Annotated in this window: 14 protein-coding genes; 6 read left to right on the top strand and 8 right to left on the bottom strand. The window is 51.2% G+C overall.

Annotated features, from left to right (window positions below):
• Window positions 1–27: 27 nt before the first annotated feature.
• The 6 genes from IOQ59_RS00445 to IOQ59_RS00470 all read right to left on the bottom strand — a co-directional run bounded on the left by IOQ59_RS00445 (window position 28) and on the right by IOQ59_RS00470 (window position 5,727).
• Window positions 28–840, bottom strand: a complete 813-nt coding sequence (locus IOQ59_RS00445; protein WP_193951285.1) for a DUF1338 domain-containing protein — start codon at window positions 838–840, stop codon at window positions 28–30.
• Window positions 837–2,093, bottom strand: a complete 1,257-nt coding sequence (locus IOQ59_RS00450; protein WP_193951286.1) for a hydrolase — start codon at window positions 2,091–2,093, stop codon at window positions 837–839. The genes IOQ59_RS00445 and IOQ59_RS00450 overlap by 4 nt, the downstream gene beginning before the upstream one ends.
• 2 nt (window positions 2,094–2,095) lie before the next feature.
• Window positions 2,096–3,322, bottom strand: coding sequence for an aspartate aminotransferase family protein (locus IOQ59_RS00455; protein ID WP_193951287.1), 1,227 nt, complete (start codon window positions 3,320–3,322; stop codon window positions 2,096–2,098).
• Between the two features lie 249 nt (window positions 3,323–3,571).
• A complete protein-coding gene (glnK, locus tag IOQ59_RS00460; protein WP_193951288.1) occupies window positions 3,572–3,910 on the bottom strand; it encodes a P-II family nitrogen regulator in 339 nt (112 codons plus the stop codon).
• A gap of 189 nt (window positions 3,911–4,099) precedes the next feature.
• Window positions 4,100–5,356 (bottom strand): ammonium transporter AmtB, encoded by a 1,257-nt coding sequence (locus IOQ59_RS00465; protein ID WP_193951289.1) that lies wholly within the window; start codon window positions 5,354–5,356, stop codon window positions 4,100–4,102.
• Window positions 5,357–5,388: 32 nt separating this feature from the next.
• The gene (locus IOQ59_RS00470) at window positions 5,389–5,727 is read right to left on the bottom strand and encodes a P-II family nitrogen regulator (RefSeq protein ID WP_193951290.1); all 339 of its coding nucleotides are present in this window, start codon (window positions 5,725–5,727) and stop codon (window positions 5,389–5,391) included.
• Between the two features lie 297 nt (window positions 5,728–6,024).
• Between IOQ59_RS00470 and IOQ59_RS00475 the strand changes: the two genes are divergently transcribed.
• Together IOQ59_RS00475 and IOQ59_RS00480 are read left to right on the top strand one after the other, a co-directional pair.
• The gene (locus tag IOQ59_RS00475) at window positions 6,025–6,285 is read left to right on the top strand and encodes an accessory factor UbiK family protein (RefSeq protein WP_193951291.1); all 261 of its coding nucleotides are present in this window, start codon (window positions 6,025–6,027) and stop codon (window positions 6,283–6,285) included.
• A gap of 81 nt (window positions 6,286–6,366) precedes the next feature.
• Window positions 6,367–7,893 carry a YifB family Mg chelatase-like AAA ATPase gene (locus IOQ59_RS00480; protein ID WP_193951292.1) on the top strand — a complete coding sequence of 509 codons (1,527 nt, stop codon included), beginning with the start codon at window positions 6,367–6,369 and terminating at the stop codon, window positions 7,891–7,893.
• Here IOQ59_RS00480 and IOQ59_RS00485 read toward each other — a convergent pair.
• A complete protein-coding gene (locus IOQ59_RS00485) occupies window positions 7,859–9,571 on the bottom strand; it encodes a putative bifunctional diguanylate cyclase/phosphodiesterase (protein WP_193951293.1) in 1,713 nt (570 codons plus the stop codon). The two genes, IOQ59_RS00480 and IOQ59_RS00485, sit on opposite strands and share 35 nt — an antisense overlap.
• Window positions 9,572–9,826: 255 nt before the next feature.
• Here IOQ59_RS00485 and rep point away from each other — a divergent pair, with 255 nt between their 5' ends.
• On the top strand, window positions 9,827–11,836 hold the full coding sequence (rep, locus tag IOQ59_RS00490; protein ID WP_193951294.1) for a DNA helicase Rep: 2,010 nt from the start codon (window positions 9,827–9,829) through the stop codon (window positions 11,834–11,836).
• Window positions 11,837–11,905: 69 nt separating this feature from the next.
• Here the strand turns inward: rep and IOQ59_RS00495 are convergent, their stop codons facing one another.
• Complete coding sequence (locus IOQ59_RS00495; protein ID WP_371871804.1) at window positions 11,906–12,322, bottom strand: c-type cytochrome; 417 nt, start codon at window positions 12,320–12,322, stop codon at window positions 11,906–11,908.
• An 840-nt stretch (window positions 12,323–13,162) separates the two neighbouring features.
• On the opposite strand from IOQ59_RS00495, the gene IOQ59_RS00500 reads away from it, so the two are divergent.
• The 3 genes from IOQ59_RS00500 to IOQ59_RS00510 all read left to right on the top strand — a co-directional run bounded on the left by IOQ59_RS00500 (window position 13,163) and on the right by IOQ59_RS00510 (window position 15,369).
• Complete coding sequence (locus IOQ59_RS00500) at window positions 13,163–13,348, top strand: hypothetical protein (protein WP_193951295.1); 186 nt, start codon at window positions 13,163–13,165, stop codon at window positions 13,346–13,348.
• Between the two features lie 130 nt (window positions 13,349–13,478).
• Window positions 13,479–14,138 (top strand): hypothetical protein, encoded by a 660-nt coding sequence (locus IOQ59_RS00505; protein WP_193951296.1) that lies wholly within the window; start codon window positions 13,479–13,481, stop codon window positions 14,136–14,138.
• 271 nt (window positions 14,139–14,409) lie between these two features.
• Entirely contained in the window at window positions 14,410–15,369 is a 960-nt protein-coding gene (locus IOQ59_RS00510; protein ID WP_193951297.1) for a site-specific integrase, read from the top strand.
• Window positions 15,370–16,090: the final 721 nt, after the last annotated feature.

Genomic DNA, 16,090 nt, shown 5'->3' on the forward strand with positions numbered 1-16,090 from the left:
TCTGCGTATACAGTGTTATCTGGCAGATCAGTTGCTGCGTTTTACATCGGTACTTTCAAAGATACGATCAGCCGATGCGGCGACAAAACCCTGATAGAGCTGACCGTTGGCCAGCGGGTAACGCTGGGCAAACTCGTAGTAGCAGCCCGGAATTTCTGCGTTGCGGTCGCTGAACGGTACAAGAATGGGCTTCGCTAAGGTGGATGACTGCTCCAGAAACTCTTCCGGTGATCCTTTAACCAGACCGCCAGCACTGTTGAGTGCGAAGCCTTGCTGCAGCAGAAAGTCGTTTACCTTATCGATGGAGTGGTGCGACTGCAGGGCGTTTACCAACAGGGTGAAATGGTTAGGGCGGTAACCAAAGGCGCATAACCAGGCGGCGTATTCACTCTCGTCCAGCAGTTGCAGATAGGTATCATGACTCAGTGCCCAATGCCGGCCGGAATAGCTGAAACCGGTCTGGGCTGGTGCATCTTCAGGGATCTGGCTGACGCATTGATGGATGATTTCGGCGGCGCTGTCTGAGAGCTGGTCCACATGCAACTCACTGATAAAAATCTTGGGTAACGTGCTATCCGGGTGTTCAAAGTGTTCGGCAAACAGCTTCTTCGCCGGGAAGTAATATTCACCTCTGGGTTTGTAGCCGGCATCCACAAACGGCGCGGCGATCGTGCGGATACTGACCTTGGGCAGATCAAAGGTACGCAGCGCAATGTGGTCATTGATGAGGGTTGGGTTACGCTCGGCAAACAGCTGGTGGATCAATCGCGCATCAGGATTAATCTTCAGGTAGTCCTGCCACATCGCATCGAGCAGGTTACGCAGATCCTCGGTATTCATAGAGTTACCTCCCGTCCGGTGAGACCGGGTGGCAATCCATCGCGGGCCAGTTGAAACAGCAGTAAAGCGCTGAGGCTGGCACGTTCGGTCAGGCTGTCTAGACAGATAAATTCATCGGCGCTGTGGATAAGTCCCCCTCTTACGCCCAGCGTGTCGATATTAGGCAGGCCATGGCTACTGAGATTGTTGCCATCGCAGCACCCCCCTGTTGGTTGCCAGCTCAGGTCAAGATCCAGCAGGCCGGCACAGTTTTTTAATAGGCCATAAAGGGATTGGTGAGCATCGTCCATGACTTTTGGCATGCGGCCAAAGCTGCCGTGCAGGCTGGCACTGAAGCCTTCCCGCTGGTTGATGGATAGCTGAATGTTTTCAAGCTGAGTCAGGCACCAGTCGGCATCGTCCGGGCGCTGGATACGGATATTAAACTTCACCACGCAGGTATCCGGCACCTGATTGGTCGTTGTCCCGCCCTCAAGAATACCGGTGTTGAGGGTAAGGCCTTCGCGCGCACCATTCAGCTGTTCCAGTTGACTGATCGCCCATGCAGCGGCACTGATCGCGTTACGGCCTTCCTGTGGGTTGCGTCCTGCATGGGCACTGCGTCCGTTGATACTCAGGGTAAAGTTACCGCTGCCTTTGCGCTCCCCCGCCAAGTTTCCATCGGGCAGGGCGGGTTCAAATACCAGTCCCAAATGATGGCGTGGGGCTTCACGGGCAAACCAGCCGGATGATCCGGGGGAGCCGATCTCTTCATCCGGGTTAAGCAGTACCGTCCAGCCAATGTTGTGATGATCGGGATGTTGCTCAAGGGCTTCCAGTGCACTGAGCATCACCAGAATACCGCCTTTCATATCCGCTGCACCGGGCGCGTTTAAGGTGTTGTTGTCCTGGTACTGTGCGCTTTGGAAGGCTGAATCTTTGCCGAATACCGTATCCAGATGACCGGTGAGCAGAATACGGATGGGGGCGTCGGGACGTTTTCGAATTCGCCATAAGCCCCCCAATTCCTGTTCGATGACCTGGCCCTGCATACTGACCCGTTGCCAGGGATCGAGCGTGTACTTATCCACTGCGGCTTCCAGCCGTTCGGCAAACAGTGCGGCGTAATATTCGCCCACGCGATTGACCCCTATAGGGTTATGGCTTCCACTGTTGATACTGACCAGTTCCAGCAGTCTGTCTTCCATCCATGCGCGGTGCTGACTGAGCCAGTGTAGTGCGGGCTGATCGCTCTCGTGCATGCGCAGGTACATGGTCAGGCCTCCTCTGTACGTGTGTGCAGAAACTGCACCATAGCTTGACCCAGCCGTTCCAGACCGGTGTGGATATCGTCAGGAGGAATAATTAAAGACGGTGCAAACCGCAGGACATTGGGACCGGCAATCAGCACCATGACACCCGCGTCCTGGGCGTGAACCAGCAGGTCGCGCGCTTGCCCCTGCCATTGATCATTCAGTTGGCAGCCGATCAGCAATCCGTGTCCGCGAATATCGCTGAACAGATGATGCCTGTCGTTAAGTTCATCCAGTCCATCCATAAACATCAGATGGCGTTCACGCACACCGTCGAGCAGATCGCGATCATTGACTAACTCCAATACCCGAGATGCGATGCGACAGCCCAAGGGGTTACCACCATAGGTACTACCATGGGTACCCACCACCATGGCTTGAGCGACCTCGTCAGTGCATAGCATCGCGCCAATCGGGAAACCACCACCTAGTGCTTTGGCGGTGGTTAGGATGTCGGGTTTCACGCCAGTGCGCATGTAGGCATAGAGCTCGCCCGTACGGCCGACGCCGGTCTGAATTTCGTCAAAAATGAGCAGGGCGTTGTACTGGTTGCATAACTCGCGGGCACGGCGGATGAAATCAGGATCGGCAGGTAGAATACCGGCCTCTCCCTGTATGGGTTCCATGATCACCGCACACGTGTGGTGTGAGATCGCTTTTTCCAGTGCCTGGATGTCGTTAAATGGCAGATGGCTGATGCCCTCAGGCACCGGCCCAAAACCCTCGCTGTACTTGGGTTGACCACCTACGCTCACCGTAAAAAAGGTGCGTCCGTGAAAGGCGTTATCAAAGGCGATGATCTGGTGTTTGTCGGCGCTGTATTTATCCACCGCATAGCGACGTGCCAGTTTGAGGGCGGCTTCGTTGGCTTCCGCACCTGAATTGGCAAAGTAGACCTTGTCGGCAAACGTCATCTGGCAAAGCTGCTGCGCCAACTTAAGTGCCGGTTCGTTGGTCCAGACATTACTCAGGTGCCAGAGTTTATTGGCCTGATCGGTCAGTACCTTCACCAGCTCAGGGTGACAGTGCCCCAGCGAATTAACCGCAATCCCACCGGCAAAATCGATGTAGCTGCGACCGTCCTGATCCCAGATATGGGAGCCTTCACCACGCACGGGAATCACAGCTCCCGGCGCATAGTTGGGTACCATCACTGCGTCGAACGTGTGGCGATTAAGTTCATGAGCCATCCGGCACCTCCTGTGTTGGAGCGATACCTTTCAGTTTAGACACAGTTTCAGAAAGGAAGTTGTTAACTGGTCAAAAAGTGATTAATAGCGGATAAGCTGCAGTTATCTGACGTTAACTTCTGAAATCTTTCAAATCGGATGGAATTGTTGTGCAGGCAGAAAAAGGCGAAAAGGGGGGAGGTTGTGAGCGTCAGGCAATAAAAAAGCACCCCTTGAGGTGCTTTTCTAATTCGTGAGCAGTGTGATCGCTTACAGTGCGTCAGGACCGCTTTCGCCAGTACGGATACGGATAACCTGTTCCAGTGGCATAACGAAGATTTTACCATCACCGATTTTGCCAGTGTTTGCAGTAGAGGAGATCGCTTCGATCACCTGATCAACCATATCGTCGTCGACAGCGACTTCGATTTTTACTTTTGGAAGGAAATCTACAACGTACTCTGCGCCGCGATACAGTTCGGTATGACCTTTCTGACGACCGAAACCTTTGACTTCAGTAACAGTGACACCCTGGATACCGATTTCGGACAGGGCTTCACGGACGTCATCCAGTTTGAACGGTTTAATAACCGCGCTGACCAGCTTCATAACGTTCTCCTATTTGTCTTCTTGTCGCCCCTGCGGGCACGAGACATATTTATACTCAAAAGTAGATTTTGACCTAGTATACCCAGATTTCGCGAACTTTTCTCAGGGCTGTTTATAAATTGACCCTGTAGGTTTTACGAAAACGGAAAAAGGGTGCCGAAGCACCCTTAACTAATTGAGGCAGATGGATTATTTCGCAGAAGTGAATTCTGGATACGCTTCCATACCACACTCGGACAGGTCGACACCTTCGTACTCTTCCTCTTCGGATACGCGGACACCCATCACAGCTTTGATTGCCAGCCATACGACCAGGCTTGCTACGAATACCCAACCGAAGATAGTCAGTGCACCAATGATCTGACCGGAGAAGGTAACTTCACCGTTGGTAACCGGTACCAGCAGCAGACCCAGCAGACCCACTACACCGTGCACAGAGATTGCACCAACAGGATCGTCAATCTTCGCTTTATCCAGTGCCAGAATGCTGAAGACAACCAGCGTACCACCGATAGCACCAAACAATGTTGCCTGCAGTGCCGTTGGCGTAGATGGCTCAGCGGTGATTGCAACCAGACCGGCCAGTGCGCCGTTCAGTGTCATGGTCAGATCCGCTTTACCGAACAGCAGGCGTGCGACGATCAGTGCTGCAACAACACCACCCGCTGCTGCTGCGTTGGTGTTCATGAATACCACCGCAACAGAGTTAGAGTTTTCTACATCGGAGGTCGCCAGTACGGAACCGCCGTTGAAGCCGAACCAACCCAACCACAGTACGAATGTACCCAGTGTTGCCAGTGGCAGGTTTGCACCCGGAATCGCGTTAACCGCACCGTTTTTAGCATATTTTCCTTTACGCGCACCCAGTACCAGCACACCCGCCAGCGCTGCAGCAGCACCTGCCATGTGTACGATGCCGGAACCTGCGAAGTCAGAGAAGCCCAGATCGCCAAGGTTGTACATACCGAATACGTCGTTGCCGCCCCAGGTCCATGAGCCTTCCAGTGGGTAGATCACACCGGTCATCACAACTGCGAACGCTAGGAATGCCCACAGCTTCATACGTTCAGCCACTGCACCGGATACGATAGACATCGCCGTTGCAACGAATACCACCTGGAAGAAGAAGTCAGCCGATGGAGCGTAGGTTGCTGGCTCTTCAGCACCGGTGAAGCCGTCACCCGTGATGCCGCTCAGCAAATATTCACCGCCGTACATAATTGCGTAACCGGACACCAGATACATGGTGCAGGAGATCGCGTACAGAGCGATGTTTTTGGTCAGAATTTCAGTGGTGTTCTTAGCGCGAACCAGACCGGCTTCCAGCATGGCGAAACCTGCCGCCATCCACATGACCAGTGCACCACACACCAGAAAATAAAACGTATCCAGTGCATATTTAAGCTGGGTTACATCACCCGCTGTTGAATTCAGAAGTTCTTCCATTGGTAAGGTCTCCAGAAAATCTCAAATAGGGTTTATAGGGCGTCGTTACCGGTTTCACCGGTACGGATTCGAATAGCCTGTTCCAGCGGCATAACAAAAATTTTGCCATCGCCGATTTTTCCGGTTTGTGCAGCGGTGCTGATCGCTTCTACAACCCGATCAACCAGCTCATCGTTGACGGCTGCATCAACACGGACTTTTGGCAGAAAATCCACGACATACTCGGCGCCACGGTACAGTTCGGTGTGACCTTTCTGACGGCCAAAACCTTTAACTTCACTGACGGTGATACCGTTAATACCGATTTCAGATAGTGCTTCCCGGATGTCATCCAGTTTGAACGGCTTGATAACCGCAGATACCAGTTTCATTTGTGTTATCCCCCGATACTCTGTTGTTACTGTGAGTGCATGTCACAGCGTAAATGAATCAATTGGTTTGATCTGTGTATAGCGAGGGTCGTGCCATGTTTTTAAAAGTTGTTTTAAAACATGCGGTTACTCTATTTTGTGTGAATGGGTGAATGATTAAGGCGCAGTTATGGCGCACGAGTCTGTAGTCTGGCAGTGCACAATTCGGGTGCGTGCACCATTTTGAGGCGCGCCCCAATAGTGCGCGTGAACCTGCTATAGTCGGGGTCTGAAAAATGCATAATGTTGAGGCACAACATGATTAACCAGAAACTGATTGATGGTCTGAGTGACCAGTTTGCGCAACTGATGTCTGGACAGGCGCAACTGCCCGGTGAAGAGATGATGAAAGAGCAGGTGAGTGCGATCCTGCAAGGCACCTTTAACCGACTGGATCTGGTGACCCGTGATGAGTTTGATGCTCAGAAAGCTGTGTTGATGCGTACGCGCGAAAAGGTTGAGCAACTTGAGAAAACGTTAGCAGAACTGGAGCAGAAACTGACAGAGCGCGACGCCTGATCTATTTCTGACGAGCTGGTAGGCGACAACGGAACCTGTCGCGGCCAGCTTGCTGTAATCCCCGATCCAAGGAAGGATGTTATGTCACTCGCAATCGTCCACACCCGTGCACAGGTGGGTGTTGAAGCCCCTGAAGTTACTGTTGAAGTCCACCTGTCCGGTGGTCTGCCCGCACTTTCAATCGTCGGCCTGCCCGAGACTGCGGTGAAAGAAAGTAAAGAGCGTGTCCGTAGCGCGCTGATCAACTCCGGTTTTAAGTTCCCCCAACGCCGCATCACCATCAATCTCGCCCCTGCGGACTTGCCTAAAGAGGGTGGCCGGTATGATCTGGCGATTGCCATTGGCATTCTGGCGGCCAGCCAGCAGGTTCCGATGGAAGCATTAGAGCAGCGGGAGTTCCTTGGCGAGCTGGCATTGTCCGGGCAGGTACGCTCGGTGCGCGGAGTACTGCCTGCGGCGATGCGTTGTGCGGAGAAAGGTCATAGCCTGATTCTGGCGCAGGATAACCGCGAAGAAGCGGGTATCGTACGCAGTCTGGCCATCTATCCCATTGAGCACCTCCTGCAGCTGGTCTCACATTTGTTGGGCAGCGAGCCGGTGCCCCGATATTGTGCAGAAAACAGTCAGGCACTGGCTGCGCCGAAATACCCTGATCTGCAAGATGTTAAAGGACAGAGTAAAGCGAAGCGGTTGTTAGAGATTGCAGCGGCTGGGCAGCACAATCTGATTTTGGCAGGTCCGCCAGGTAGCGGGAAAAGCATGTTGGCGAACCGTTTACCCGGATTGTTGCCCTTGATGCAGGAGGGTGAGCGGTTAGATGTGGCGGCGGTGTATTCGGTGTCCGGTATCAGCGGGGATGTTATCAGCGGACGGCGTCCCTTCAGAGCGCCCCATCATACCGCATCGGCGGTGGCACTGGTGGGAGGGGGCAGCAGTCCCCGTCCGGGTGAGATCTCACTGGCCCATCAGGGTGTCCTGTTCTTAGATGAGTTACCCGAATTTAATCGCAAGGTGTTGGAAGTGCTGCGCGAACCGATGGAGTCAGGCGAGATCCTGATCTCTCGCGCGGCGCGCCAGTGTAGTTTTCCTGCCCGCTTTCAGTTGATCGCGGCCATGAACCCCTGTCCTTGTGGGTATTACAACGACGGCACCGAACGCTGTCGTTGCAGCCCGGATATGGTGCGCCGTTATCAGGAGAAAATATCGGGTCCGTTGCTTGATCGTATCGATATGCAGCTTTGGGTGAGCGCCATCTCCAAGCAGGAGATGTTAGAGCACACTGGCACCAATGAAACCAGCGCTCAGGTGCGGGAACGGGTGGTGGCTGCCCGTGAACGCCAGATTCAACGTCAGGGATGCTGTAACCAGCAGCTGGAAGGTCCTGAGCTGGAACGACAGTGCGCAATCAGTGAAGACGACAAGCTGTTACTGGTGAATGCGCTGGAGAAGATGCAGCTGTCGGCGCGGGCCTTTCATCGCATCTTGAGGGTCGCCAGAACCGTCGCGGATCTGGCTGGGCTGGAGCAAGTGGGAACCTCCCACCTGCTGGAAGCCCTGAGTTACCGCCGTGGACTTACGCCTGCTCCAGCATCTGCACGAAGTCTTTAAACGGCACCGGCGGGCTGTACAGATAGCCTTGTACCTGATCGCAACCGTGCTGGATCAGGAAGTCGAGTTGCTCAGGGGTTTCGACCCCTTCTGCGACTACTTTTTTATCCAGACTGTGGGCAAGGTTAATAATCGCACGCACGATTTCGGCATCGTTCGGGTTGTCTGCCACATTACGGATAAAGGAACGGTCTATTTTCAGGGTACTGATCGGCAGTTTCTGTAGCAGGGCGAAAGATGAGTAACCGGTGCCGAAATCATCCAGTGCAAAATCGATGCTTAGATTAGACAGTTCCTGCAGGCAGTAACTGACATGTTGTTCATCGCTGATCAGGGCGGACTCGGTCAGTTCAAACTCCAAAAATGCACTGTTGATCTGATTCTGGCTGATAATGCGATGAATAGTCTGTGACAGATTACTGTCCTGAAACTGGCGGAATGAGAGATTCACACCAATACGGCAGTTGTCGTAGCCCTGTAGCTGCAACTCTTTGAGTTTTATCCCGGCTTGGTGGATGGCCCAGTATCCAATCGGGATGATCATGCCGTTGCGTTCGCAGAGACTGATAAATTCCGCTGGCATAATCAGGCCCCGTTTAGGGTGACGCCAGCGGATTAAGGTTTCTGCACCGGCGATCTTGCCGCTTTCCAGATCAATTTGGGGTTGGAAAAACAGCTCAAACTGATTGGCCCGCAAGGCAAATGCCAGCTCGGGTTCCAATTCGCTTGCGCTGCACTGTTTGTCATCCAGCGACGGATCGTAGACCTGATACGTGCCGGGATGCTCTTGTTTAGCCTGCAAACGGGCGCGTGCGGCGCGGCGCATCAATTCATCCAGATCCAATTCATCGGATGAGGTGTAATAGGCAATGCCGATGCTACACGGAAGGATTGAACTGCGGTTGTTGGTTTTGTACGGGGAGCTGGTGGCGAGCAGCAGTGTTTTGACCTGGTGCCGGGTGATTTCGTGCAGATCATCGTTGGCATCGCACGCGAGCATAATAGCGAACTCGTCGTTGCCCAGGCGGTGTATGTTATGTGCGTGTGGTGTGGCGTTGATCAGCCGATCCCGAAGTTGTACGACAATCTCATCACCGGCCTGATGGCCGTGCTGGCTGTTAAACTTGCTGAATCCGTCCAGATCTCCGGTCAGTAGCGCTAGTTGATACTGACCGGAGACAACCTGCTTGATGAGGTTCAAATTAGTTTGGTAGAAGCAGCGGCGGTTACCCAATCCTGTTAAAGGATCGGCGTTACGTAGTTGATTAATTTCAGTTTTATTTTGATGTGCTTCGCGGGCGTAACGGAAAGCTCGGAACAATACTTCAGGTGTGGCGTGATCCAGCGAGATATAATCGCTGGCTCCTTGCGTGAGTAATTCGTTGCCAGGTTCGCCGCCGACCTCAGGAGCCAGTACAATGATGGGCTGGGTCGGTAGTTGAGCGGTGAGCAGGCGTAACGTATGGAATGCTTCCTCGCCACAATCACTTAAGCCCAGCAGAACAATGTCGTCGGCATGTAAAGATTCCGCAGACAGCGCGTGCAGGGTTGGAAAACAGAGCAATTGTGTCGCGGTGATACCTAAAATATCACGCAGCCGATCACAGCAGCCGCTGTCACCATCGATTAATAACAACCGTGGCTGACTGTTTTTAAGCTTTTTGGGTGCCGATAACATCGGACGTTTCCCCCTTCACGCCAAGGGTCCTGGGCTTAACTGAGCCATGTTGTTGAAATGCGAACATGTCATAATTGTGTTTTGACGATATCTGCATCATATAGTGTTCTTGAGCTAAATTTCAAACGTACGTTTTAATTTGTTTGTTCTCAGTGTGTTATGAGTTACTTAGTGTTTAAACCTCGGTCAGAAGTTACCTTTTTTGAATCATTAATCAAGTACTTGTGTCGACAAAATTTCCGGAGTGTCACTTAAATGTCCCGATTAAACCCCCGGCAGCGGGAGGCAGTTAACTACATCAGCGGTCCGTTGCTGGTGCTGGCGGGTGCTGGTTCAGGCAAAACCAGTGTGATTACCCGGAAGATTGCGTACCTGATCAATGAATGCGGCGTGTCCGCCCACAATGTGGCTGCGGTAACGTTTACCAACAAAGCGGCCCGTGAGATGAAAGAGCGTGTATCGTCGCTGCTGGTGGGGAAGCCGACCAAAGGACTGACGGTCTCCACATTTCATAACCTGGGTCTCAACATCATCCGTAAAGAACATCGGGTGTTGGGCTTTAAACCGGGATTTTCCATCTTTGATGATCAGGACAGCAAAGCGCTGCTGAAAGATTTGATGCTGCATAATGGCGAGGATACCGATCAGGTTGACGCTGTGGTGCATCAGATATCGAACTGGAAGAACGACATGGTTGAGCCGGAAACCGCGTTGGCCACAGCTCAGCTGCCGCAGGATATTCTTGCGGCACGTGCATATGAATCGTACAACAGCCATTTGCGTGCTTATAACGCGGTGGATTTTGATGATCTGATCCTGATCCCGGTGAAGTTGTTTACCGAGCATCCCGATGTGCTGGACCGCTGGCAGAATCGCATCCGTTATTTGCTGGTGGATGAGTATCAGGATACTAACTTGTCTCAGTACCGACTGGTGCGTCAGCTGGTCGGCCATCGCGGAGCACTGACCGTCGTAGGTGATGATGACCAGTCGATTTACGCGTGGCGTGGCGCGAGGCCTGAAAATCTGGTGCAGCTGAACGAGGACTTTCCGTCTCTGAAGGTGGTGAAGCTTGAGCAGAATTACCGTTCAACCAGCCGTATCCTGAAGGCGGCCAATACCCTGATCGCGAATAATCCACACGTGTTTGAGAAGACCTTGTGGAGTGAAATGGGGTTTGGTGATGAATTGCGGGTTATCCACACCCGGAATGAAGATGCTGAGTGTGAACGTATCGCCACCGAAATTCTTGATCAGCACCTGCGTAAAAAGGTGCAGTTCAAGGATTTTGCCGTGTTGTACCGCGGGAACTTTCAGGCGCGCCTGATGGAGATGAAGCTGCAGTCTTATCAGGTGCCTTACAAGCTCAGTGGCGGCACCTCGTTTTTTGCACGGGCTGAAATTAAAGACCTGATGTCTTATCTCAAGGTGCTGGTGAATCCGGACGACGACAATGCGTTCCTGCGTATTATCAACTTGCCGCGCCGTGAAATCGGGCCAAGTACCTTGCAGAAGCTGGGGCAGTACTCTGTCGAACGCCAGATCGGCATGTTTGCCGCGTGTGATGAGCTGGGGCTGGAGCAATCGTTGCCTGCCGCGGCGGTGGATCGGTTACGCCGGTTCTGTAAGTGGATGCACAATATCTATCGTAAGAGTGAGCGGGGCGATCCGATTGAGGCCGTACGTGAGCTGATCATGGATATTGATTATGAAGGTTGGATCCGTCAGAACAGTTCCAGCGAAGCGATGGGCGACAAACGCATACAGAATGTCTGGTTTCTGGTCGATTCCCTGAAGAATACGCTGGAACGGTTGCAGGAAGACGACCCCGATGCAGGCCTGAAGGAAACCATCGCGCGCTTGATGTTGCTCGATATGCTGGACCAGCAGGCGGAAGATGAAGACGACAACCGCGTTCAACTGATGACCCTGCATGCCTCCAAAGGTCTGGAGTTTCCGCACGTGTTTCTGATGGGTATGGAAGAGGAGTTGTTACCCCATCGCAACAGTATCGAAACCGACAATATAGAAGAGGAACGCCGTCTGGCGTACGTGGGGATTACCCGTGCCCGTGAAACCCTGACCATGACATTGGCCAAGCAGCGTAAGCAATACGGTGAAGTTGTGGATTGTGCGCCAAGCCGGTTTATCGCCGAGTTGCCGCAGGATGATCTGGATATTGAAGGTGGATCAGAAAGTTGTCCGGTGCGCAGTCGTGAACGGGGTCAGGCGACGTTATCTAACCTACGCAACATGTTTGATTGAAGCGACCGCTGAATATCAGGCACAAAAAAGGCCGCTCATCAGCGGCCTTCTTTTTCGACTCAGGCTAAATTATTTAGCGCTGTCCAGCATGTACTGGATAGAGCCCTGAATCTCATCGTCAGAACAGTCAGCACAAGTACCACGTGGTGGCATTGCGTTGATACCGTTGATCGCATTCGCCATCAGAGTTTCCATGCCTTTACCTGCACGGTCAGCCCAATCAGCTGTGCCGAATTTAGGAGCGCCAGCAACACCTGTACCGTGACATGCTGCACATTTAGTGTTGTAAACGTCTTCAGCAGAACGAGCACCGCCGGAAGCCGCAACCGCAGGAGCGCCACCGCAAGTGTCGTCGCCTTCTACGCAAACAGAGCCTACCGCTTTGATACGCTCAATAATTTTTTCTTCTTCAGTAGCCGCCTGAACAGAAGTAGCCAGCATAAAGCCCAGCCCCAGAGCGCACAGCATAGAAGCAAATTTCTTCACAGTTACGACCTCACAATCATCCTAAATTTAAAAATATTTCACAGTCTGGTCTGCCGGATGCCCCTCACGAGCGAGTGCAGACTCCACTGCGCAAAACTTAATCGGCGGGCATTATAACGGTAAATACGCACAACGGAAACGGGGCTTTGGCAAAGGTCTAAGGTGAAATTTACAAAAGCATCCACATTGGCGTGCTATTTGCCCGTTTTTTGACCTGAATTAACAAACTAAGCTGTCTGTTTTTTGTACGCCCCGCGGGTCTGGATAGATCAATCTTTAACCGCCTTAAACCCGCATGAACAAAGACTTGGCAAATGGGTCGCAGATACGTAATATTGGCGCCTGCAAACACTTCCTAGCGCCTGTAGCTCAGCTGGATAGAGTAGCAGGTTCCGATCCCATCACCTCTAATACCCTCTCAAAATCAATCAGATACGCCCTGAACGCTGCCTCACTATGTATTGGCGTTTTGGTCGGATCATCCTCTTTTCGTCAGTAGCTATGTTGTGATGCTCAGCGGCACATTGTGGTCACATGTTATGAAATAACAGTTATCATTTATTATGAGGCGCTCTACTAAATCAGTTTCCACTACTGCCTGTTTTCTGTCCTAAACTAGTCAGGTAAGCGCCTTGGTATACTTGCCACGGAGGATTAAACGAGTTAGGTTGTCTTAATTGGCGAACTAATAGATCAAAAAACACCCAGTTTCGTTTACACTATACGTAGTTACATGTATTATGTGCGTCCCGCTGAAAACGGCGGTGTTTTATATTAAGTAACGTGTAAGTAATGTTGTCAGTGTAACGTCTTGGGAAAAAGGACTAATAGGAATTCATCATGAGCACTCAAGAATTTTTACAGCAATGGGCTACGGATAACGGCGTTAAAGGAATCCGTTTTTACCCTACTAATCCAACTGCAGATTCTGCAGAGGGTATCCTTGCTGCAGCACATGAGGCTATTGTGAATCTTGATAACGGCCGTGCTGTTGCATTTGTAGATCCTATCCAAGCTTCTGAATAAACTATTCTCCTAATATAAAAGCGGGCCCTATTATGGCCCGTTTTTTATTGTCTGAGTTTTACTTCAACTTCGAAGTTATCTTTTCCATCTGAGCGGGCCTTTGCTCAGGTTATGTATCGGCGGGATTGCCATGACAGAATTTGAAAAGCTACTAGTATCCAGAGCTGAGGATGTAAGGATGTCCCTATATAATGCTCTGGAATTCAACCCATCAGTTAAGTATGCAACCGCACATCTTATTCATGCGATCGAAGAAGTATCTGGTTGTCAAATACGGTCACTGGCAGTGAATATGGAACGGGACGAGTTACGTGGAATGCTTGCTGTTTTTGATTCTCCAGGTGCTTTTAGTAAATGGTTAGATCAGCGTCCAGGATACAAAGCGCATCTGCAGCCGATTAGCGATGGAGCGAAAGGTGTGGGGCTCGTGATACTTAGCTCTAAGATCAATGATTGCTGGAAGCGATTCACTCTCATAAAAGAAGCGTCGCATCTATTATTTGAAGCAGATGAATTAATAACACATTCTACGGATATTCAGGCTCTAGCAAAGGCAGTTGTTGATATCCCTGCTCTGGGCAGGCCTGATGCGCAAGCAGAGCTTTTTGTTAGGGATTATGCGGGTATAGCAGCCGCACTTGAACTGCTTATGCCAGCACATATTAAAGAGAATGTTAGTCACTGGGTGAATGTTGACAAACAAACACCCTATCAGGTTGCTGAGAAACTCCGCATACCTGAAAAGTTTGTAGAGATAAGACTAAATCAGTGGAGCTTACCAGGAGGGTAATCTCCACCTAATCAACTGGAACGACTTTGACTTGGGTTTTAACTCGCTCAACAGATAAATAAACCGTTGTTCACTCACATGCTCAATACGAAGGGGAACCAGTAACCATGCTGCTTCCCCTTTGTTTTGCCTATTCCTCATATATCGTGCCGGATGTTCTGGTCACAATCTGATCACACTTCTTCCAATTTTTCCCCCGACACCGTGTGACCGGCCCCCTAAAATCGTTATCAGCTTATCAAGTTGATGTTGATCTGTCGGGAGTCGAAACATGGCAACAATCCGGAAGTTAAGAAACAAATGGCAGGCACAGGTGCGCCTGAAAGGGCACAAACCGCAAGCCAAGTCCTTCACGCTGAAATCAGATGCTGTGGCGTGGGCTAGAATGATCGAGGCTGAGATTCAGAAGGGTGTGTTTGTCGATACATCAGTGGCAGAGCGTATGACCGTCAGGGATGCGATTGAGAAATACCTATCCTTGTTAACCGATCCAAAGAAACAGCGCGTAGAGCGATCCACGGCGCGTCCAGTGATTGCTTTCCTCGGTCATACTTCATTGTTTAACCTTTCTAATCAAAACCTTGCGGATTTTCGGGATGATCAACTCAAGCAGGTCGGACCTACTACGGTTGTTCACCGTCTGTCTCTTCTGAGTAAAGTCCTGAAGCTCGCACATCAAGAGTGGGGCGTGCCTTTCCCGAAGGGTATTCCAACTGTGAGGAAGCCTAAACGCCCCAGAGGACGAGATCGACGGTTATTGGACTCTGAGTATGATCAGCTGTTGGTAGCGCTCACAGAGTCACCAGTGGTCCAGAAAGTTGTTGTGCTGGCAGTAGAAACCGCTATGCGTCGAGGCGAGCTGGCAAAGATCAAATGGGAACATATCGATTTCAAAAATCGGACGCTTCATATCCCTGAGACTAAGACTGGGGTGCCCCGTAATGTGCCGCTGTCAGATCGGGCCGTTGCGTTGCTTGAAGGTATGGATAGGAATGCGCAGAGAGTCTTTGAAATCCAGCCAGACAGCATCTCACAGGCGTTCGAGCGTGCATGTAAACGGGCTGACATCGAAGGACTTCGGTTCCACGATCTGCGGCATGAAGCCACCAGCCGCTTTTTCGAAAAGGGTTTGAATACGATGGAGGTGGCGACGATTACCGGTCACAAAACATTGGAGATGCTGAACCGCTATACCCATCTCCGCGCCGAGGATTTAGTCAGCCGAATCTGAAGTATAAGGTTACTGAGTGGCGGGCGGTTTTCATCGCCTGCACTACCTTCATCAACTCCGAAATTTTCTAGGGGTTATCCACGTCATCCGGAAAAATCATTGATGAACTGTTGACTCTGAAGTCTTCTTTAATTCCGCGAGCTTTTGGGTATGGATGGAATAACCCGTAATATAGAAAAGTCTTATTAATATAATGGAAGAGAGGCATATACCCAAAAACTCCATGGGGTTGGTTGGATGTTTGTTACCGGAGTAAATAATCATTGGCGGAGTAGCACTGACAAGAGTTAGAGGATGTTATGTGGCTTACGCCGAAGACATGGATCAATGCGTTAGCATGATGAATGGAATGAATTGGAGAAGATTGCTCATTAGGAAAGACATGACTTCCCCTACCCCACGGGAAGGGTTAAACCTTCAACCAGTGAAGTAAGTCGGGTCGATCCTAATGTCCTCAGACCGCGTATAGCGGCTTGCTCATTGAGGGGGCGACTTCGCTGTATTTTGTATTCAAACTATGGGGAAAGTTTGTCACTAGCAGACCTACAGCGACCTCTTTTTAGAGTAGACTCCGGTCATGAACCCTATGCCAGTTCCCTTCTGGGTTCCGTCAATCTTAGACTGACTTTACGACCATGCCCGAACGTTCGAACTCTCACCGATAAAGCATGGAAGGTAACAAGTATTTATTTTACTATGTCTAGCTTGTCTAAGTCAAAAA

This window comes from Pontibacterium sinense (assembly GCF_015209595.1).
Classification (GTDB): Bacteria; Pseudomonadota; Gammaproteobacteria; order Pseudomonadales; family Balneatricaceae; genus Pontibacterium; species Pontibacterium sinense.

Bases quoted from the DNA above. Each gene is read 5' to 3' on its own strand.
- IOQ59_RS00445 (WP_193951285.1), bottom strand. From the start codon at position 840: ATGAATACCGAGGATCTGCGTAACCTGCTCGATGCGATGTGGCAGGAC.
- IOQ59_RS00450 (WP_193951286.1), bottom strand. From the start codon at position 2,093: ATGTACCTGCGCATGCACGAGAGCGATCAGCCCGCACTACACTGGCTC.
- IOQ59_RS00455 (WP_193951287.1), bottom strand. From the start codon at position 3,322: ATGGCTCATGAACTTAATCGCCACACGTTCGACGCAGTGATGGTACCC.
- glnK (WP_193951288.1), bottom strand. From the start codon at position 3,910: ATGAAGCTGGTCAGCGCGGTTATTAAACCGTTCAAACTGGATGACGTC.
- IOQ59_RS00465 (WP_193951289.1), bottom strand. From the start codon at position 5,356: ATGGAAGAACTTCTGAATTCAACAGCGGGTGATGTAACCCAGCTTAAA.
- IOQ59_RS00470 (WP_193951290.1), bottom strand. From the start codon at position 5,727: ATGAAACTGGTATCTGCGGTTATCAAGCCGTTCAAACTGGATGACATC.
- IOQ59_RS00475 (WP_193951291.1), top strand. From the start codon at position 6,025: ATGATTAACCAGAAACTGATTGATGGTCTGAGTGACCAGTTTGCGCAA.
- IOQ59_RS00480 (WP_193951292.1), top strand. From the start codon at position 6,367: ATGTCACTCGCAATCGTCCACACCCGTGCACAGGTGGGTGTTGAAGCC.
- IOQ59_RS00485 (WP_193951293.1), bottom strand. From the start codon at position 9,571: ATGTTATCGGCACCCAAAAAGCTTAAAAACAGTCAGCCACGGTTGTTA.
- rep (WP_193951294.1), top strand. From the start codon at position 9,827: ATGTCCCGATTAAACCCCCGGCAGCGGGAGGCAGTTAACTACATCAGC.
- IOQ59_RS00500 (WP_193951295.1), top strand. From the start codon at position 13,163: ATGAGCACTCAAGAATTTTTACAGCAATGGGCTACGGATAACGGCGTT.
- IOQ59_RS00505 (WP_193951296.1), top strand. From the start codon at position 13,479: ATGACAGAATTTGAAAAGCTACTAGTATCCAGAGCTGAGGATGTAAGG.
- IOQ59_RS00510 (WP_193951297.1), top strand. From the start codon at position 14,410: ATGGCAACAATCCGGAAGTTAAGAAACAAATGGCAGGCACAGGTGCGC.